General features: G+C 76.6%; 13 protein-coding genes. 8 read left to right on the top strand and 5 right to left on the bottom strand.

Going from position 1 to position 18448, the window contains the following annotated elements; translation table 11 throughout:
• The first annotated feature begins 156 nt into the window (after positions 1-156).
• The 7 genes from ACGFMM_RS23825 (at position 157) to ACGFMM_RS23795 (ending at position 8397) form a co-directional block, all read left to right on the top strand.
• Positions 157-1497, top strand: coding sequence for a glycosyltransferase (locus ACGFMM_RS23825; RefSeq protein ID WP_393648441.1), 1341 nt, complete (start codon positions 157-159; stop codon positions 1495-1497).
• Entirely contained in the window at positions 1466-2443 is a 978-nt protein-coding gene (locus ACGFMM_RS23820; protein ID WP_393648440.1) for a DUF6895 family protein, read from the top strand. The genes ACGFMM_RS23825 and ACGFMM_RS23820 overlap by 32 nt, the downstream gene beginning before the upstream one ends.
• The gene (locus ACGFMM_RS23815) at positions 2440-3645 is read left to right on the top strand and encodes a radical SAM protein (RefSeq protein ID WP_393648439.1); all 1206 of its coding nucleotides are present in this window, start codon (positions 2440-2442) and stop codon (positions 3643-3645) included. The genes ACGFMM_RS23820 and ACGFMM_RS23815 overlap by 4 nt, the downstream gene beginning before the upstream one ends.
• 2 nt (positions 3646-3647) lie before the next feature.
• Positions 3648-4571 carry a DUF6895 family protein gene (locus ACGFMM_RS23810; protein WP_393648438.1) on the top strand — a complete coding sequence of 308 codons (924 nt, stop codon included), beginning with the start codon at positions 3648-3650 and terminating at the stop codon, positions 4569-4571.
• On the top strand, positions 4568-5905 hold the full coding sequence (locus ACGFMM_RS23805; RefSeq protein WP_393648437.1) for an MFS transporter: 1338 nt from the start codon (positions 4568-4570) through the stop codon (positions 5903-5905). Before ACGFMM_RS23810 ends, ACGFMM_RS23805 begins: the two co-directional genes overlap by 4 nt.
• A gap of 104 nt (positions 5906-6009) precedes the next feature.
• Positions 6010-6132 (top strand): hypothetical protein, encoded by a 123-nt coding sequence (locus tag ACGFMM_RS23800; protein WP_393648436.1) that lies wholly within the window; start codon positions 6010-6012, stop codon positions 6130-6132.
• 123 nt (positions 6133-6255) lie between these two features.
• Positions 6256-8397: a prolyl oligopeptidase family protein gene (locus ACGFMM_RS23795; RefSeq protein ID WP_393648435.1), complete on the top strand. Its 2142-nt coding sequence runs from the start codon at positions 6256-6258 to the stop codon at positions 8395-8397.
• On the opposite strand, the gene ACGFMM_RS23790 is transcribed toward ACGFMM_RS23795, so the two are convergent.
• The 5 genes from ACGFMM_RS23790 to ACGFMM_RS23770 form a co-directional block, all read right to left on the bottom strand.
• A complete protein-coding gene (locus ACGFMM_RS23790) occupies positions 8384-10120 on the bottom strand; it encodes a BTAD domain-containing putative transcriptional regulator (protein WP_393648434.1) in 1737 nt (578 codons plus the stop codon). The two genes, ACGFMM_RS23795 and ACGFMM_RS23790, sit on opposite strands and share 14 nt — an antisense overlap.
• A 215-nt stretch (positions 10121-10335) precedes the next feature.
• Positions 10336-13344, bottom strand: a complete 3009-nt coding sequence (locus ACGFMM_RS23785) for a helix-turn-helix transcriptional regulator (protein WP_393648433.1) — start codon at positions 13342-13344, stop codon at positions 10336-10338.
• A gap of 118 nt (positions 13345-13462) precedes the next feature.
• Positions 13463-13660 (bottom strand): hypothetical protein, encoded by a 198-nt coding sequence (locus ACGFMM_RS23780; protein WP_393648432.1) that lies wholly within the window; start codon positions 13658-13660, stop codon positions 13463-13465.
• Between the two features lie 69 nt (positions 13661-13729).
• Positions 13730-16756: a type 2 lanthipeptide synthetase LanM family protein gene (locus tag ACGFMM_RS23775; protein ID WP_393648431.1), complete on the bottom strand. Its 3027-nt coding sequence runs from the start codon at positions 16754-16756 to the stop codon at positions 13730-13732.
• A gap of 124 nt (positions 16757-16880) precedes the next feature.
• Positions 16881-17246 (bottom strand): MmcQ/YjbR family DNA-binding protein, encoded by a 366-nt coding sequence (locus tag ACGFMM_RS23770; protein WP_393648430.1) that lies wholly within the window; start codon positions 17244-17246, stop codon positions 16881-16883.
• 99 nt (positions 17247-17345) lie between these two features.
• On the opposite strand from ACGFMM_RS23770, the gene ACGFMM_RS23765 reads away from it, so the two are divergent.
• On the top strand, positions 17346-18448 hold a 1103-nt coding region (locus ACGFMM_RS23765), incomplete at its 3' end, for a DUF4139 domain-containing protein (protein WP_393648429.1).

Raw genomic sequence — 18448 nt, 5'->3', positions numbered from 1 at the left:
GGCCCGCGCCGCCCTCCCGAACCGACCGACGACGCACGTCACGCCACCCGCCACAGCACGCCACGCCGTCAGGGAGCGCCGAGTGACCTCCACCGCCCGAGCCGTACCGCCCCGGCCCCCTCGCCCACCCGGCCCCGGCCACCGGAGGGCGGCGTCATGAGGATCCTGCTCTGTCCGCTCAGCGACGGCGGCTACCTCTACCCGACCCTCGCGGCCGGACGGGAGCTGCGGCGCCGCGGCCATCATGTCGACGTGCTGGGCCGGGCCGCCGCCGCGCCCTTCGCGGCCGAGGCCGGGATGCCGTTCGCGGCGGCCGAGGACTTCGGCGGACGGGGCGCCTTCTCCGTCGCCCGCTGGGGCCCGGGCGGCGCCGCGCAGTTCCGGGCGGTCCGGCGCGCGGCGCGCGAGGCGCGGGCCGAGCTGCTGGTCACGTCGGTGCTCTGCAACGGCGCCCTGCTCGCGGCCGAGGCCCTGGACCTCCCCGTCGTGGTGGTCGGGCTCTCGGTGCACCTGTGGGACTACGCGGCGGGCGGCGCCGGCGAGCCGCAGCTGGGCCGGAGCCGGGAGAACCGGACCCGGGAGTCCCTGGCCCTGTACGCGGACGTGCGGGAGCAGGCCGGTCTCGGCGCGCGGGCGGCCCGTTGGGCGGACGGCCCGCTGCTCGGCGACGCGCTGCTGCTGCGCGGCGATCCGGCGCTGGAGTACCTGGGCGCCGAACTGCCGGACCGCGTACGCCATGTGGGCCCGCTGGCGTGGGAGCCGACGCCCGACCGCGGCGACGTCGAGGCGGTCAGGGAGCGGCTCGCGCGGTGCGGCAAGCCCGTCGTGTACGTGCATCTGGGGCGGTTCTTCGGCGGTGCCAGCCTGTGGCCGCTGCTCAACAGGGCCTTCACGGGAGGCCGGTTCCAGGCCGTGGTCGAGCAGGGGCGGTCGACGGAGCCGCGGCCCGCGGCGGGCGCGGACATCGTGCTGGTGCGCCGGCCCTGGATGGGGCCGTTCGTGGACCGGGCCGATGTGGTGCTGACCAACGGCACCTCCGCGCCGGTGCTCAAAGCGCTGCTGCACGACCGGCCGCTGGTCGTCTCGCCCAACGGGGCGGAGCAGCCGCTGCTGGCCGGGGCGTGTCTGCGGGCCGGCGTGGCGCTGCACGTACCCAACTCCGGGTCGGAGGATCCGCAGCGGCTCCTCGAAGCAGCGTGGCGGGACGAGGGGCTTCGGGCGCGTGCCCGCGTGCTGGGCCGCCGGCTGACCGCCTCGGACAGCGCGGCCCGCGCGGCCGACGTCGTGGAGCAGGTCGCCCGCACGGGCCGGCCCGACGCACACGTCGCCACCCGTCGGCCAAACGTTCAAGCCCCCGCCCGCCGGCTCGACCCTCAAGTCCTCGCCCCTCGGCCGGACTCGCAAGCCCCCACCCGTCGGCCGGACCCCCGGCCGCCGGCTTCCGCTCTTCCCAAGGAGGAGGACCATGGATTCGCGATCGGCCGGCCCCGGCCCTGACCTCGACGAGGCCGTGGCGAGGCTGTCCGCGGGCACGCTGCGCTGGCTCGGCGTCCACGCCGGGTACCTGGACTCCCCTGCCGGCCGCGCCGAACTGCCGGTGACCCCGCGGGTGAAGGCCCTGCTGCAGCTCGCGCTGCTCTGCCACTACGCGGCGCGCACCGAACCGGAGGGCTTCCTGCCGACCGCCGCGACCGCCGTGGTGCACACCGCCTGGGAGCGCCCCGGATTCCCGCGGCTGCTCACCCTCGACCCGCGCTACGCCCCCCAGTTCCTGCTCATGCACGCGGCGCTCGCGCCGGCCGGTACCGCGGCAGAGGAGCGTCTGGCCGCGCTCGACCGGCTGACGGCCGACGGCTTCCTCACCTCGCGGCGGAAGTCGCCGTACCTGCACCTGGAGACCCGCTTCTACGCCGAACTCGCGCGTTTCCCGCACCGGTTGGCGCCGTACCCGGAGCTGTACGCGGCCGGCGCGCTGGCCGGGGCGGAGCGGCTTCCGGTCGCGGAACTCGACGTCTGCAACGTCACGCACACCGTCTTCTACCTCTGCGACTTCGGCCTGCGGGACCCCGGTCTGACCGAGCCGCAGCGGCGCAGCGCCCTGCGTGTGGTGGGGCGGCTCACCGAGCACTGTGTGCGGCGCGGCGAGTGGGACCTCACGGCGAAGCTCGTGCTCGCCCAGCACTGCCTGGGCGCGGATCCGCTGCGCACCGCGTCCGGAGCGTCCGCCGTCCGGCTGCTCGCCGGGGTCCAGTCCCCCGACGGCGCGATCCCCGGCCGGTCGGCCGCCGACCGGGCGGCGCCGGACGCCACGCCCGTGGAGTCCTTCCGCATCTCCTACCAGTCGACCGTCGTCACGGCCCTGACCACCCTGATCGTCTCGGCCGGCCGGCCGGGCGCGATGGCGGCGGCGGGAGCCCCGAACAGCACGGAGGATGCACGATGAGCCAGGATCAGGCGGTACGGCCGGCGCGGGCGGCGCTCCCCGACGGGGCGCGCCTGCTCCGGGGCGAGCGGACCTGGTGGTTCCTCGGTCCCGGCGGGGTGGCCCGGCTCGGCGACCGGCACGTGGCGGACGACGGCGGGCTGCGCCCCGAGGCGGAGCTCCGGCTGCGCGAGCAGGGGATGTTCACGACGACGACGCCCCGGTCGTACGCGTTGACCGTGCTCACCAGCACCCACTGCAACCTGGGCTGCGGCTACTGCTTCCAGAACACCGCCCAGGATCCGGACCGCGGCAGCCGCCCGCCCCGGATCGCCCGCACGCGGCTCACCTCGCCGGTGATCGACTCGGTCCTGTCGTTCACCCAGCGGCAGATGGCCGCCGTGGAGCTGGACCGGCTGAGGATTCTGCTGTTCGGCGGCGAGCCGCTCCTTAACCCGCGCGGCTGTCTGGAACTCCTCGAACGGGCCGCGGACTTCGGTCTCGTGTCCGCCTGGATGATCTCCAACGCCACCCTGCTCACCCCCCGGCTCGCCCGGCAGCTCTCCGAGCTGAAGCTGGGCTCGGTCCAGGTCACCTTCGACGGCGACCGGGACGACCACGACCGGATCCGTGTCGGCCGGGCGGACGGCGGCGGGACCTTCGACACGATCGTCCGCAACCTGGTCCGGGCCTCCGAGGCGTCCCCGCTGCGCTGGACGCTGCGGGTGAACGTGTCGGAGGAGAACGTCCGCCGGATCGACGCGCTGGCCGGCCGGCTGGCGGCCGAACTCGACCCGTCCCGCTGCACGCTGTACTACGCCCGGGTCGGCGACGTGGGCATCGGCTACGCCAACGGGCTGCAGACGGGCGAGCTGGCCACGGCGTTCGCCCGCTGGCACCGCCAGGCGCTCGACCTCGGCTTCTCGGTGCCCCGGCCGGGTCCGCACCGCCCCTGCGCCACCTGCGGTCATGTCAACGGCCGGTACGGGGCGGTGGTCAGCGCGGACGGGACACTGTCCAGCTGCTGGGAGACCGCAGGCAAGCCCGACTGGGAGGTCGGCACGGTCACCGACGGGTACCGGCCGGCCGTCGCGAACCGGGACCGGTGGATCGCCTGCGAGGACCTGTACCGCTACGACGAGGACGCGCGGGCGCTCGCCGGGTTCCGGGACACCGTGGACGCCGCGCTGCTCGACGGACTGAGCGAGACGGGACGCCTGTAGCCATGCCCGCGGCACTCGACGCCCTGTCCGCCGGCGCCCTGGACTGGCTGGGCAAGAACCTGGAGCACTTCGATCCGTTCGCGGCGGGCGCCGGGCCCGCGCCGCAGGGGCGGGCGAAGGCGGCGCTGGAACTGGCGGTGCTGTGCGCCTGCGCGGCGCGTCCGGACTCCGTCCGGGGCCGGCTGGGCGAGGCGGAGGCACTGGTCCGGACGCTGTGGCAGGACCCTGAGTTCCCGGGCCTGTTCGCGGCCGACGCGGAGTGGGCGTCGCCGTACGCGCTGATCTACGCGGCGCTCGCGCCGCCCGGGATCGACGACGCGCCGCGGCGCGCGGCCGTCGCCGGGCTCGCGCCCGGTTTCCTCCAGCCCGGCGGGAAGACGCCGTACCAGCGGCTGGAGATCCGCTACTACGCGGACCGGGCGGGCGTCGCGCACGGCATGGAGCCGTACGCCGAACTCGGCCCGCTCAGCCCGCTCGCCGTGCTGCCCGCCGGGGCCCGCGCGGCCCGGGACGACGGGGCGCCGCTGTCCGCCGCGGAGGCGTACGCGGTGACGCACGCCGCCTTCTACCTCGGCGACTTCGGGCGCACGGCCCCGGTGCTCGGCCCCGGCCGGCTGCCGGGGGCACGGGACCTGGTCGCGCGGATGCTGGACCACTGCGTGGAGCGGTACTGGTGGGACCTGGTGGCGGAGCTGGTGCTGACCCAGTACATCCTGGGCGTCGAGCCGCTGCGCTGCCGCTCGGGCGCGGCGGCCGTGGACTGCCTGCTGCGGGCCCAGGAAGCGGACGGTTCGGTGCCGGGGCGGTCGGCCGCGCTCCGGGCGCAGGACGGTGACCCGCCCGCGGAGTACTTCCGGAAGGCGTACCACACGACCCTGGTGACGGCGCTCATGGCGCTGATCGTGTCGTCGGCGAGGCCGTCGTGAGACTGCGGCCGACGCTGATCAGCCCGGAGTACACCCGGCTGTGGTTCGGGCAGGCGGTCTCGTCCGTCGGGGACGCCGTCTTCAGCACCACGCTCGTGCTGTGGGTGGCCACGATCCTGGTGGAGGGACGGCCCTGGGCGCCGGTCGCGGTCAGCGGCGTGCTGCTGGCGACGGGTGCGGCCGTGCTCCTGGTCGGGCCGGTCGCCGGGGTGTTCGTCGACCGCTGGGACAAGCGCGCCACCATGCTCCGCACGGAGGTGCTGCGTGGTGTCATGGTGGCGCTGCTGACGGCCGTCGCCTGTCTGCCGACGAGCGCGCTGGCGGTGGAGGTGTGGCTGGCGCTGGTGTACGTGACGGTGTTCGCGCTCAACGCCGCCGCGCGCTTCTTCACGCCGGCGCGTTTCGCGCTGGTCGCGGATCTGGTGACCGGGGAGGCGGACCGGGCGCGGGCGGCCGGGCTGGCGCAGGCGACCAGTCAGACGGCCTGGATCGTCGGGCCGCCGCTCGCGGCGCCGCTGCTGTTCACGGTGGGGCTGCAGTGGGCGTTGCTGTTCAACGCGCTGTCGTACGCGGTGTCGTTCGTGGCCGTGCGCTCGGTCCGGGTACCGGCGTCCGGCGGTGGTCCGGCCGGGGGGAGCGAGGGACAGCAGCCCGCGTCCGGCGGCCTGTTCGGGGAGTTCGTCGCCGGTCTGCGGTTCTTCGCGCGCAGCCGGTTCCTGGTCGCGCTGCTGGTGCTCGCGGTGATCGGGCAGTTCGGGGTCGGCGCGCTGAACACCCTGAACGTCTTCTTCACCACCGACAACCTCCATGCCTCCGCCCGTCTGTTCGGCTATCTGGGCATGGCGATGGGCGTCGGCGGGATCGTCGGCGCGCTGTGCGCGGGCCGGGTGGTGCAGTGGATCGGGGCGCGGCGGGCCACCTGGATCGGGTTGCTGGTGAGCGGGGCGCTGCTGGTCCTGTACTCGCGGCAGACGGGCTTCCTCGGCGGTGTCGCCTTCCTCTTCGCCTTCGCGATCCCGCTGACCGTCCTGAACACGGCGATGGCGCCGTTGCTGGTCGCCGCGGCCCCGGCCGCGTACCGGGGGCGGGTGGTCGCGGTGTTCTACCCGGTGACGCAGCTCGCGTCGATGCTCGCGGCCGTCCTGGCCGGCTGGCTCGCCGGCACCGTGCTGCGCGGCCTCGACGTGCCGCTCGGCCCCCTGCGGCTGGGCCCGGTCGACACGATCCTCGCCGTCTCCGGACTGTTCGTGGTGCTGTCCGGCGTGTACGCCTGGCTCGCCCTGCCCGCCCCGGAGTCCGCCGATGCTCCCGAGATGGCGGGCGTACGCGTGTGACGGGCGCATACCGGTGCCGAACCGGCGGCCGACCGCGGCCATACCCCCGGACCCTACGTTCGCCGCAGGCGGCGCAGCCCGCGCCGCGCAACGAGGAGGACAGCATGCCCCAGGACAGGACCCCGGAGCCGGCCGATGTCGACGCCGAGGAGATCGAGGTCGTCGCCCACGGCCTCGACGAGGAGGAGCGGATCGTCTGCACCGTGACCGGCGGCGACATCCTCTGACTCCGCCCGCCGCGACACGCACCTCCTGAGCACCACCGGGCCGTCCGGCTCTCCGCGCCTCCGCGCGGGGCCGGGCGGCCCGTCGCCGACCGACCCATCCGCCCCGCGACCAGGGAGCGCACCGTGACCTCCACCGACCGCCCTGCCGGGCGCCGATACCCCGAAGCGGTCCGCCAGGACCTCGTGGACGAACTCCACGGGCTGCGCGTTCCCGACCCGTACCGCTGGCTGGAGGACGGCGAGTCCCCGCAGACGCGACGCTGGACCGCCGGGCAGGAGAGCCTGTACGAGGCGGAGCGGGCCTCCTGGCCGGATCTCGAGCGCTGGCGGGCGGAGGTCGCGGCGCTGACGGCGGTGGACCGCGTGATGCCGCCCAAGGTCCGCGGCGGCCGGGTGTTCTGGCTGCGCCAGGAGGCCGGCCGGGACCATCCGGTGCTGATGACGGCGGACGGCGAGCGGGAGCGGGTGCTGGTCGACCCGGCCGTGCTCGATCCGTCGGGCCGTACCGTGCTCGACGCCTGGGAACCCTCCGTGGAGGGTGAGCTGATGGCTTATCAGGTGTCGCGGGGCGGTACGGAGGACTCGCTGCTGTGGGTCGTCGACGTGGCCACCGGGAAGGTGGTCGACGGGCCGGTGGACCGGGTGCGCCGGTCGTCGGTCGGCTGGCTTCCGGGCGGGGCGGCGTTCTACTACGTGCGGCAGCTGGATCCGCGGCTGCATCCCGGCGAGGAGCGGTACCACCGGCGGGTCTGTCTGCACCGGGTGGGGACCGGAGCGGACGCGGACGCGGTGGTGTTCGGCGAGGGGCGTGACAAGACGCAGTTCTACAGCGTGTCCGTGACCGAGGACGGCCGCCGGCTCGGTGTGACGGCGACGCTCGGCGCCGGCCGGGGCACCGATGTGTACCTGGCCGATCTGGCCGAGGGCCCGCTCGACCGCCCGGTGCTGCGGCCGGTCCAGGAGGGCCGGGGCGCGGTCACCCGGCTTCACGCCGTACCGGCCGCGGGGGCGGAGGACCTGGTGTGGCTGCGCACCGACCACGGCGCGCCGCGCGGCCGTGTCGTCGCCTGCCGCCCGGCGGAGCTGGAGCGCGGTCCACAGGCGTGGCGGGAGGTGGTTCCCGAGCGTCCCGGAGCGGTGCTGACGCACCTCGTCGTGGTGTCCTGCCCCGAGCGGGCGCGCCCTCTGGGGCTGGCCGCGTGGACGCGGAACACGGTCGCCGAGGTGACCTTGCACGACCTGCTCGACGGCCGGGAGCTGGCGCTGCTGCCGCTGCCCGGGACCGGCGCGGTCGGCGAGTTCTCGGCGGGGCCGCACGGAAGCGGCGAGGCCTGGTTCACGTACACCGACTTCGGCACGCCGCCGCGGGTGCTCCGCTTCGACGCGCGGACGCTGGGCCTGGCGCGGTGGGAGCGCGACGCCCGGGAGGCCGTGGCAGCGGGCGGCGCGGTGACCCGGCAGGTGGCGTTCGCGTCCGCGGACGGGACGACGGTGCGGATGTTCGTCCTCTCCCCCGCCGGCCGACCGGACGTGCCGCGTCCGGCGCTGCTCACCGGGTACGGCGGCTTCGGCCGGACCATGTCGCCCCGCTACCGGGCCCAGGTGCTGGCCTGGGTGCGGGCGGGCGGGGTGTTCGCGTGGGCGGGGCTGCGCGGCGGCGGCGAGGAGGGCGAGGAGTGGCACCGGGCCGGCAGCGGGGCGTGCAAGCAGAACACCTTCGACGACTTCGCGGCCGCCGCCGACCGTCTGGTCGCGGACGGCTGGGCTCGTGAGGGCCGGATCGCGGTGATGGGCGGCTCCAACGGCGGTCTGCTGGTGGGCGCGGCCCTCACGCAGCGGCCCGGGCGGTACGCCGCGGTGGTCTGCATGTCGCCGCTGCTCGACATGGTCCGGTACGAGCTGTCCGGGCTCGGCCCGAGCTGGACGCCCGAGTACGGGAGCGCGCAGGATCCGCAGGGGCTGCGTGTCCTGTTCGGCTACTCGCCGTACCACCGCGTCACGCCGGGCGTCGTGTACCCGCCGGTGCTGCTGACCGCGGCGGACGGCGACACCCGGACCGATCCGCTGCACGCGCGGAAGATGTGCGCCGCGCTCCAGCACGCGTCCGCCGGCTCGGCTCCGGTGCTGCTGAGGCTGGAGCGCGGCGTGGGGCACGGGGACCGGGCCGTCTCGCGGGCGGTGGCGCTGCAGGCGGAGTGCCTGGCGTTTCTCGCGGGTCATGTGGGGCTCGCCGCGCCGGGGAGCGGCCCGGTCAGCCGGGGATGAGCACGGGTTCGGTGCGGCTCGCCTCGCGCGCGTACAGGCGGACCAGGGGCGGGAGTTCGTACTGTGCGGCGTGCGCGGTGACCTCGCCGCCGGGCAGGACGACCACGCCCGCGCCGATGAGGCTCTCCACGACCCGTACGGCGTGCCGCTCGTCGCAGCCGAGCGCCAGGGCCGCCTCGGACAGTCCGAACGGGCCGTCCCCGGTGCCCGCGGCCAGCAGGGCCGCGTCCCGGCCGCAGGACGCGGGCAGCGCCGCCCAGCCGCGGGCCAGCCGGCGCCGTACGGAGACGTCGCCGGCGGTGAGTTCGTCCAGCGCTCCGGCGGGGTCGGCGAGCCGGTCCGCGAACTCCCGCAGCGGCACGTGCCGCAGCACCGCGAGCCGCATCCCGCTCACCCGGACGGCCAGCGGCGAGCCGCCGCAGGCCCGGACGATCCGCCGCGCGGCCTCCTGGTCGGCCCGGACGCGGCCGTGCCCGATGAGCCCGCCGAGCAGCTCCAGGGCCTCCCGGCCGCCGAGCGGCGGGACGGCGATGCGGTGCACGGGCGCGAGGCCCCCGAGCTGACCGCGTGCGGTGAGCAGGACGCGGCTGCGGCCGGTGCCGGGCAACAGGGGGCGGACGGCGCTCTCGTCGGGCACGTCGTCCAGGACGACCAGCGCGCGGTGTCCGGCCAGCCACTGCCGCCACGCCTCGGGAGCGGAGGGCGCCGCCCGGCGCAGGGAGAGGAAGTACCGGCCGTCGGGGAACCGGTCGGCCAGCAGGTGGGCGGCCCGCACCGCGAGGGCGGTCTTTCCCTCCCCGGCGGGGCCGGACAGCAGGATGACTCCGGCGGCGGTCTCGTCCTCCAACAGGTCGAGCAGCTCCCGCAGTTCCTCGCAGCGTCCGGCGAAGTCGACGACGCCGGAGGGCAGCGGCGCGGGCCCCGGAGCCCCGGCCGGTGCCGGCAGCCCGCGCGCGGGGGGCTCCGTGCCGGTGAGGATCGACCGGTAGCGGGCGGTCATGGCCCCGCCGGGTTCCAGGCCCAGTTCGCGGGCCAGGAGCTGCCGGTAGTCGTCGTACTCGGCCAGCGCCTCGGCCAGCCGGCCGGACCGGCTCAGCGCCTGCATCCAGCAGGACCTGAGGCGTTCGCGCAGCGGGTGCTCCTCCACCAGGTCGCGCAGTTCCTCGACGACGGCCGGTGCGCCGCCGAGCTCCAGCGCGGCCTCCGCCCAGTTCTCGTACGCCGTCAGGCGGCGCAGCTCGAGCCGTTCGGCCTCGTCGGCGAGGCGCGGCGACTGCCGCAGGTCGCCGAACGGCGGGCCCTGCCACAGGTCGAGCGCCTCGCGCAGCAGCCGGGCGGCCTCACGGGGCGGCTGCCCCTCGGCGGCGCGCACCAGGGCCCGGAAACGCAGGACGTCCAGCTCGTCCTCGGCGACGCGGAGCACGTAGCCGCCGCAGCTGTGGCCGATCCGCGGTCTGCCGCCGTCCTCGGCCAGCAGGGTGCGCAGGGCGCTGACGTACACCTGGAGGTTCTTGCGGGCCGTGCGCGGGGGCTCGTCGGGCCAGACCGCGTCCGTGAGCGCGTCGACGGTGACCGGCCGGCCGGGTGAGCCGAGCAGGGTCGCCAGCACGATCCGCTGCTTGAGCGGGCCGAGGGGCACCGCCCGGTCGCCCCGGTGGACCGCGAGCGGTCCGAGCAGGGAGAACCGGAGCGCTCCCGACGGCGGTGCTGAGGGACTCGGCATGGGGCGAACCTCCGTGTGGGGTGGTGGAGTCGGTCGCACCGTCGATGCTCCGTCGCCCGTGCCCCGTCCCGCATCGGGGCCGCGCCCGCAGAGTCGTCCGCCGAACCCCCACGTAGCGGGGCCGGTCCCCCATACCCGTGCGCGCCGCCCCACCGCCGGCGGCGCCGAGCCCCCATGTCGCCGCGGCGGTCCCGACCGTCCGTCCGGCCGGGCACTCAGTCCTGGGCCTGCTCCGCGGACAGGGTGCACAGGGCGGTGCGGTCCGTGCAGCCGGTCTTGGCGAGGAGGCTGGCCAGGTGCTTCTCGACCGTGCGGGGCGAGATGCACAGGCGTTGGGCGATCTGCTGGTTGCCGGGGCGTTCGGCGAGCAGGACGAACACCTCGAACTCGCGCGGGGTGACGCCCGCCGTGCGCAGCGCCGCAGGGATGCGTTCGCGCCCGCCGCGGCGCTGCGGGACGCTGGCCCCCGCCCGGCGCAGGGCGGCGCGGCAGGCGCCGGCGACCGGCTGGACGCCGGCCCCGTGGAAGTACTCCTCGGCGGTGCGCAGCCAGGTCACCGGCTCGCCCCAGCCGTCGGCGAGGGCGGCCTCGGCGGTCAGCCGTAGTGCCAGGTGCCAGCCCTGTGGGAACAGCCCGGCGGCGCGGCCGGCGGCGCGTACGGCGCGCAGGGCGCCCTCCGGGTCGCCGGACCGGCCGCGCAGCACGGCGTCGGCCAGGCCGAGGAACATCCGGTTCCAGGCCAGTTGGGCGCCCGGCGAGGCCAGCGCCTCCTGGTACGACTCCCGGCCGTCGTCGCCGTTCAGGACGCGCAGCAGGGGGCGCAGGCCGTACCGGCCGCTCAGGTAGAAGAAGCTGGGGTGCTCGCGCTCCCAGGCGAGCGCCGCGTCGAGCTCGGCCAGGGCCCGCGCGCGGTCCTCCTCCATAAGCGCGCCCACGGCCCGGCACAGGCCCCGCTGCAGGGGGACGAGCATCGACTCCTCGCCGCCGGCCCGGCGGAACCGGACGAGGGCCCGCTCCCGCTCGCGGGGGCGGCCCCGGTGGGCGGCGAGCGTGGCGTCGACGAGGAGCAGATAGCGGTGGGCGGAGAGATTCTGGAGGCGGGCGCTGGCTTCCAGGGTGGCGTCTACGCGTTCCCGTGCCCGGTCCCAGTCGCCGCCGAGGACGGCGTGCATGGCGAGGAGTCCGTCGACGGTCTGCAGCAGGGCGAGCGAGCCGAGTTCGTGGGCGGCGGTGCGGGCGGTCTCGAGGCGGGTGGCCTCGCCGGTGCGCATGAACGCGTTGGTGCCGAGGCGGACCAGGGCGTCCGCGCGGCACACGGCGAGCCGGTGCCGCTCGGCGACGGCGAGCATGCGTTCCAGGCAGGCGTCGGCCTCGTCGAAGCCTCGGCCCCTGGCCAGCAGGGCCAGCAGCTGCCAGGCACGGCAGGCGACTTCGGGTCTTCCCCGCTCCTCGGCGGTGAGCGCGGCCCGTCTGGCGGAACGTTCCGCCTCCAGCAGCCGTTCGCGGCCGTCCCGTCCTGCGTCGTCCGCCCGGCGGCCTGTCCCGTCCGCCCGGCCCGACCGGCCCGCCTCGCCCGTCCCGTCCACCCCGCGCGTCTCGTCGGGGAGCAGCGTCAGATGGCCCTCCACGACGGCGAGCGCCGCCTCCTGCTCGGGGCGGGGCGCCGAGCCCACCAGGGCGCGGGCCGCCCGGATCAACCGCCGGGCCGGTTCGCCCTGTTCCGCCATGGTCGCCACCCAGGCGACCTGGGTGTGCGCCTCGGCCCGCTCCTCGGCCGTACGGGTCCCGGCGGGTACCGGCGGCAGCTCGTCGAGCAGGGCGGTCGCCTCGTCCAGCCGCCCGGACTCGGCCCGGGCGACGGCCAGTTCGGCGGTGACCGCGTCCCGTTCCTCGTCCGCCGCCAGCTCCCGGGCCTTCTGCAGCAGGACGGCCGCCGAGCCCGCGGCGCCGGACGCCAGCAACTGCCGTCCGGCCAGGGCGTACTGGCGGGCGGCGGCCGCCCCGTCGCCCGCCGCCACACGGAGCGCAGCAACCAACTGACGTTGTTCGCCCGAGAGTTCCCCGCCTGCCTCGGCGACGGCTTCGACTGCCTCGGCCGCGCGGCGCGCCAGTGCGGCCTGTTCGGCGGGCGGCAGCGAGGCCCTGAGGGCGTCCGCCGTCAGGACGTGGCAGAACGTGTACCGGTCGGGGGCGGCGCCGTCCGGGGCGATGATCCCCGCCTCGGAGGCCGATCTGAGGTGCGCGAAGAGTGCCCGGTCGTCGAATCCGGTCACCGCCTTCAGCGCGGTGACCGAGAACTGGCCGCCGAGCGTGGCGGCGACGAGGAGCAGTTCCCGTACCGGCTCGTCGAGCCGGTCGAGCCGGCGGGCCCAGCTGCGCACGGCCCCCGTCGGCACGGCGGCGTCACTGTGTTCGGCCAGTTCCCAGCCCTCCGGGGAGCGGCGCAGCCGGCCGGAGTCGAGCAGATCCGCCAGCAGCACCTCGACGAGGTACGGGTTCCCGCCCGCCCGCTCCGAGAGCCTGCGGTGCGCGGCCGGGGGGACCTCGCCCGGGCCGGCGTCCAGACAGGCGTCCACCATGGCGCGTACGGCGTCCTCCCCCAGCGGGCGCAGCTCCCGCACGGCGGCGGTGTTGCGCAGCTCGGCGGCGAGCGCCAGGTCGAGGGCCGGGCCGGGGTCCGGGCGGAGCGTGCCCACGAGAAGGACCGGCAGGTCGGCCACGTTGTCGACCACGTACTCGACGACCGCGATCGTCTCGATGTCGGCGTCGTGCAGGTCCTCCAGGAGGATCACGCAGCCGCGTTCCCGGCCGAGCACCGCGAGCAGGCGGAGCAGCGCCTCGGCCAGCTCCACCAGGGAGTTGGGGTAGGCGGGGGCGGACGCGGCGGCGCGCCACTCCGGTACGAGGCCGGCGAGGGCGGGCCGGTAGGGCGCCAGCTCGGGGTCGTCCGGCGCGCCCGCGGCGCGGAACCGCGAGGACAGGGCCTCGGCCAGCGGCCGCAGTGGCACGACGAGACCGGTGGAGGTCGCGCGGCCGCGCAGCACGGGCATGTCCTTGGCGTAGGCGCGGTAGGCGCACTCGCCCGCGAGGCGGGTCTTGCCGATGCCCGCTTCCCCTACGAGGAAGACCGCGCGTCCGGCGCCTTTCGCGACGCCCTCCAGGGCGTCGCCCAGCAGCCCGACCTCGGTGTCCCGCCCCACGATGACCGACGACGTCGCTCGCATGGGCGGCAGGCTACTTGATCCTTTTCCCGCACGGCAGAGGGCCGGGAGACACCCCGGCCCTCTGCCGTTCGCCTTGTCAACGCCTGGATATCGCCTTGCCGTCGAGCGGCCGGGGGCGCTATCCGAGCGTGATCGTTCCGGTGGGCCAGGGCGCGTCGTAGGAGTAGCCGGCGTCGTGGTCCGAGCTCCGCAGGAGCCGGCTGCGCAGTCCGAGCGCCCCGCCGCCCCCGAGTCTCACCTCGCCCACCGGGTGCTCCGTGGCGGCCGCTTCCGCGGAGCCGCCGTCGACGTGCGTCATCGAGTCACTGATCTGCATGGTCCTCGCCTCGCCCTTCGCATCGCAGATGTGGTCGGTGGTGCCGGTGTGGGTCGTGCGGGGTGCGCCCTACGGGGCCGCGCCCTGCCGTGCGGGGGGCCGCATGAGGAGCAGCGGCGGTACGCGGTCGGGGAACCCGGCCCGGAGCAGTCCGTGGCCGATCCCCGCCAGTCCGGTGAGCATGCCGGGGTGCGGTGCGCCGTCGGGGGCGCCGCAGCGCGCCGAGGAGTCCTCGACGGCGGCGAGGAGGGCGCCGGTCCGGCGGATCCGGTGCGGGCGGGCTTCCGGGACGGCGCCGTGGCCGAGGAGTTCCAGGAGTCCCGCCTCTCCGTGGCAGAGGCTGTCGTCGGCGGGCGGACCGCCTCGGCCCAGCTGCTCGGCGGTGCCGCGCGCCCAGGCCGCGAGGTCCGGGTCGTCCAGGGCGCCGGGGCCGTCGAGGACGGCCAGCGCGATGCCCGCGCGGCCGCGGCACCAGGCCGAGGCCCGTGCGGCGGGTTCCCGGCCGGTGCCGCCGTCGGGGGCTCCCCCGTGGCCCCCGGCCGGCGGCTCCGCCACGGCCGCGCGCAGCGCCGCGAGGCCCGCGGTCCGGTGCTCGGCGCCGCCGCCGGCCGCCGCGTACCGCAGCAGGGCCCAGCCGATGCCGGCCGCTCCGTTCGCGAAGCCCCGGCCGCCGGCCAGGGGATCCGCGGTCAGCAGCCGGTCCGCGCAGCGCCGCGCGTCCCGCCAGGCCTCCGGTCCGCCCCGTCCTGACTCGTGCGCCGCGAGCAGCGCGGCGAGCCCTCCTGCGGTCCCGGCGCCGAGGCCGTGCTCGCGCTCCACACGGGCCGCGGCACCCGCCAGGCGCAGCGCGGGCTCCACCCGGCCGCCGAGCACGGGGTCGTCCAGCAGCCGCGCCGCCTCGGCCGACGCGTACGCGATGCCGCCGAACCCGGCGTACGCCCCCGAGCCCACCGCCCCCAGGTCGTCGGGGCGTTCGGCCAGGGCGTCGAGCAGGGCGGGCAGCGGCGCGAGGGCCGTGCGGGCGGCGTCCGCGTAGTGCCCGGCGCCGGTGAGCACGGCCAGCTGGGCCAGGAACAGGGCCGGTCCGGTGTACCCGCCTGCCAGGTCGGCGGCCATGGGGCCGAGCCGCCAGTAGCGGTCGTCGAGGAGTTCCAGGCCGATCCAGTTGGTGCGTCCGCCGCCGCGGTATCCGAGCGAGAGCAGCTGGTCGCCGACCGAACGGGCCGCCGACAGCAGCCGCTCCGGTTCGGGTGCCCGGTCCGCCGTACGGGTGCGCGTGCCTCGGGTGGGGCGGTGCGCGGGGGTGCGGGCGGAGGTCGCGAGGGCGGCGCGGACGATCCATTCCTGGTCCTGCCGGTCCACGGTGTCCAGTCCGGCGAGCTTCGCGGTGACGCGGGCGAGCCCGGGCCGGTCGGTCCGTGCGGCCGGCGGCCGGACCGCCGCGCCCCACACCTCCGTACGCCCGGGGCGGGCGGTGAACAGCGGCACGTCGCCGGCCCAGAGCTGGGCCAGCTCCTCGTCCTCGAGCCCGGCGACGGCGGGGGTTCCGAGCAGGCCGGCGCCCAGGGCGTCCAGGACGCGCTGGCGTTCGGCGGCGTCCTTCAGCAGGTCGGGGTGCGTCGACTCGTCCAGAAGCGTGCTGTACACCCAGGTGGGGCGGGCGACGACGCGTACCTCGTCGTCGGCGAAGGCGCTCAACAGGCCGCCGGCGCCGCACAGTTCCCTCCGTGCCGCGCTGATCGCCGTGTACGCGGCGCGGAACCCGGCGCACAGCGCGTCGACATGGGCGGCCGGCTCGACGGGTTCGCCGCCCGCGAGGCGCGGCCGGTTCGCGGCCTCGGCGAACCGGCCCGGCGCGCGCACCAGGCGCATCCGGTCCGTGCCGGCGTCGGCCCAGTCCGCGCGTTCCACGGGTGAGACGGCCTCGCGCCCGCCGCCGACGGCCGACACGTCCAGGGCGCTGTCGTCGCCGACGAGCAGTTGGGGCAGAAGTCCGACGCGGTACACCGAGTCGTGCAGGGCGCGGGCCGCCGGATCGTCCTCGGTGCCCGGCAGCGGAGGGTGGAACAGCGTCTCCACGTCGACCAGTACGGGATCGGCGCCGACGGCGATCAGGTTCTCGTGGTGCAGGTCGGTGCCGTCGAGCACGTGGAGCAGCGCGAGCAGGGCGCCCTGGCGGCGGTAGAACGTGCCGACCTCGGCGGACGTGGCGCAGGGCCCGGGCTCCACGAACTCCACCCAGCCGTACGCTCCCCGGTCGAACAGCCGCAGGGTGCGCAGGGCGACGGTGCCGGGCAGGGCGTTGTGCCAGGCGACGAAGTCGTTGAAGTGGCGGTGCGCGGCCGGCGGGCGGGGCTTGTAGACCAGGCGGGTGTCGTCGGCGAAGCGCAGCAGCATCACGCTCCGGCCGCCGTCGTGCGCGTCCCCCGCGCCGGGCTGCAGCTCCACGAGGAGCCCCGGGCCTCCGTCCCGGGCCCCGAACAGGCCGCTCGTCAGCAGGGCGTGGTCGTCGGCCAGCCGGTGCAGCGCCTCGGCGACGGCGTCGGCCGCGTCGAGCGCCGCGCGGCCCAGGAGCCGCGCCAGCACCGGGCGTTCGGTGAGCAGGGCCGCGAGGCCGCGCCGGGAGGCGGTGCGCCGCAGGAAGTCGTTGAACCGGGCCTGCGGATCGTCGCCTTCGAGCAGGCCGGCGGTCCGGGCTTCGTGCAGTTCGAGGACGAGGGTGCGGGCGGCCGTCCGGGCGAGTCTGCCGCTGAGGCAGCGCTCCAGGCCCGCCCGGACGGCGGCGAGGTCGACGAGCGCGCGGACGCGCTCCGGCAGGGACCGTTCCAGGCGGTCCCCCGCGCCGCCCGTGAACGGCGCGAGCACCCGCTCGAAACCCGTCAGACCGGGGTGCTCCCCGTCCGGCGCCGCGGCGTCCTCCGGTGCGGCGAGCACCGCCCGCTCCGCGAACTGCGCCCAGTCCGGGCACGGTTCGTCCCCGCTCCGCGCGCCCAGGAGCCCCGGCTCCCACCAGCGCGCGGGCAGCCACGGCTTCCCCTCCGTGGCCGCCGGGCCGCGCTCCAGCGGGGCGCCGGCGTACCGCGTCGCTTCCGCCATCGCCCCACCCCCACGGCCTCGCGGCGACCGCCCCTCGGCCGCGACGCCCATCCTGGTACGCCGGCCGCCGCCGTACATGGGGAAGATCCCCCCATGTTCTGCCCGATGTTCGGCCCGGCCGCCGCTATTGCGGTCCGTCGGCGGGGGCGGCCAGTTCGGGGTGCGCGCCGAGGAGCTTGGGCGGGGCCGCCTGTCTCCACGAGTCGACGACGATGGCGCGCAGCTCGTCCGCGTCGTCGAGGGCGGCCAGGCGCACCCGAACCCAGGCGAACGCGGCCTCGTGGTCGGCGATCCAGAACTTCCCGGGCTCGGCGAGGACCAGTTCGTCGCGCTCAAGCTTCGGGCAGCGCACGGCCATCGACGTCTCGTTCTCGGGCAGGGTCAGGAACATCTTCCCGGCGACCCGGAAGGTGGGCATGGACCATGCCTCCTTCTCCGTCGTCCCCGGCAGGGAGAGGGCGAGTGCGCGGACTTCGTCGGAAGTGCTCATGATCCGACCGTACGCCGCCGCACCGACAGCGGGCTCGATGGCGGGCCGGAAGCCGCCGCGGCTAGGCTTCGCGCAGCACGGACAAGGGGGCGGGAGCGCATGGTTGCTGGGGCAGTGCACAGGTGGGAATCGACTCTCGACGCGGTGGTGGTGTACGCGCAGGGCGCGGTCTGCCGCCGCGTGGCGCGGGGCGCCGTGCCGCAGGACGGCCGGATCCGGGTGGCCGGGCTGCCCCGTTCACTGGACGCCGGTTCGCTGCGCGCCCGGGTCCTGGACGGCGCCGGAGTACGCGTCACCGAGGCGCGGGTGGAGGTCGAGGCGGAGCCGCTCGGCGCCGAGGACGCCGACGAGCTGCGGCGCGAGGCGAAGCGGCTGCTCGACGAGCGTGCGGCGGCGGAGGCCCGCCGGGACCGGCAGCTGGCCCTGATCAAGGAGGTCGCCGCGCTGCAGCCGGTGCCGCCGGGCCGCAAGCGCGATGATCCACCCCGGGTCACTCCGGTCGAGGCCTGGCTGGAGCTGGCCGACTTCGTCGACGAGCGGTTGACCGTTCTGCACGCCCGGCTCGCCGAACTGGAGTCGGAGCTGGGCGAGCTGGAGCACGCGCTGGAGGTCGTCGGGGACCGTCACGCACGGGCGTCCACCGACGCGCCGTCCGCGCACGTGGCGACCACGGTGTGCGCGGTCGTGTCCCTCGACGGCCCGGCCGGCGCGGAGGTCGGGCTCGAGCTGGAGTACGGGGTGCCGGGCGCGGTCTGGGTCCCGGCGTACCGCCTCACGTACCGTCAGGGCGACGGTGCAGGGCGGCTGGTGCTGCGCGCCTCGGTCGCCCAGCGGACCGGTGAGGACTGGACGGGCGTGCAACTGGCCCTGGCCACCGCCGATCTGCGCCGCCGCACCGATCTGCCGCGGCTGCGCTCGGTCCGCATCGGGCGGCGTCAGCCGGCGCCCGCGCCGTCCGGGTGGCGGGAGCCGCCCGCGGGGCTCACGGGTCTGTTCTCCGGGTACGAGGCGGCGGGCCCCCGGCCCGCGGGGCCCGGCCGGGTCGGGGGCTGGGCGGTGGCCGCGGCCACTGCGGAGTTCACGGCCGATGCCGCGGAAGGCTCCGCTCCGCCGCCCCCCCCCCCCCCCCCCCCCCCCCCGGCCCCCCCCCCCCCCCCCGGGCGCGGCCCGGCGGCGCCGCCCCGGGCCCCCGCCCCCCGCAG

The organism is Streptomyces sp. NPDC048604, assembly GCF_043199435.1.
GTDB lineage: Bacteria > Actinomycetota > Actinomycetes > Streptomycetales > Streptomycetaceae > Streptomyces.
Note: the sequence above shows the minus strand (reverse complement) of the source record. Positions and strands in the feature narration are given on the sequence as shown.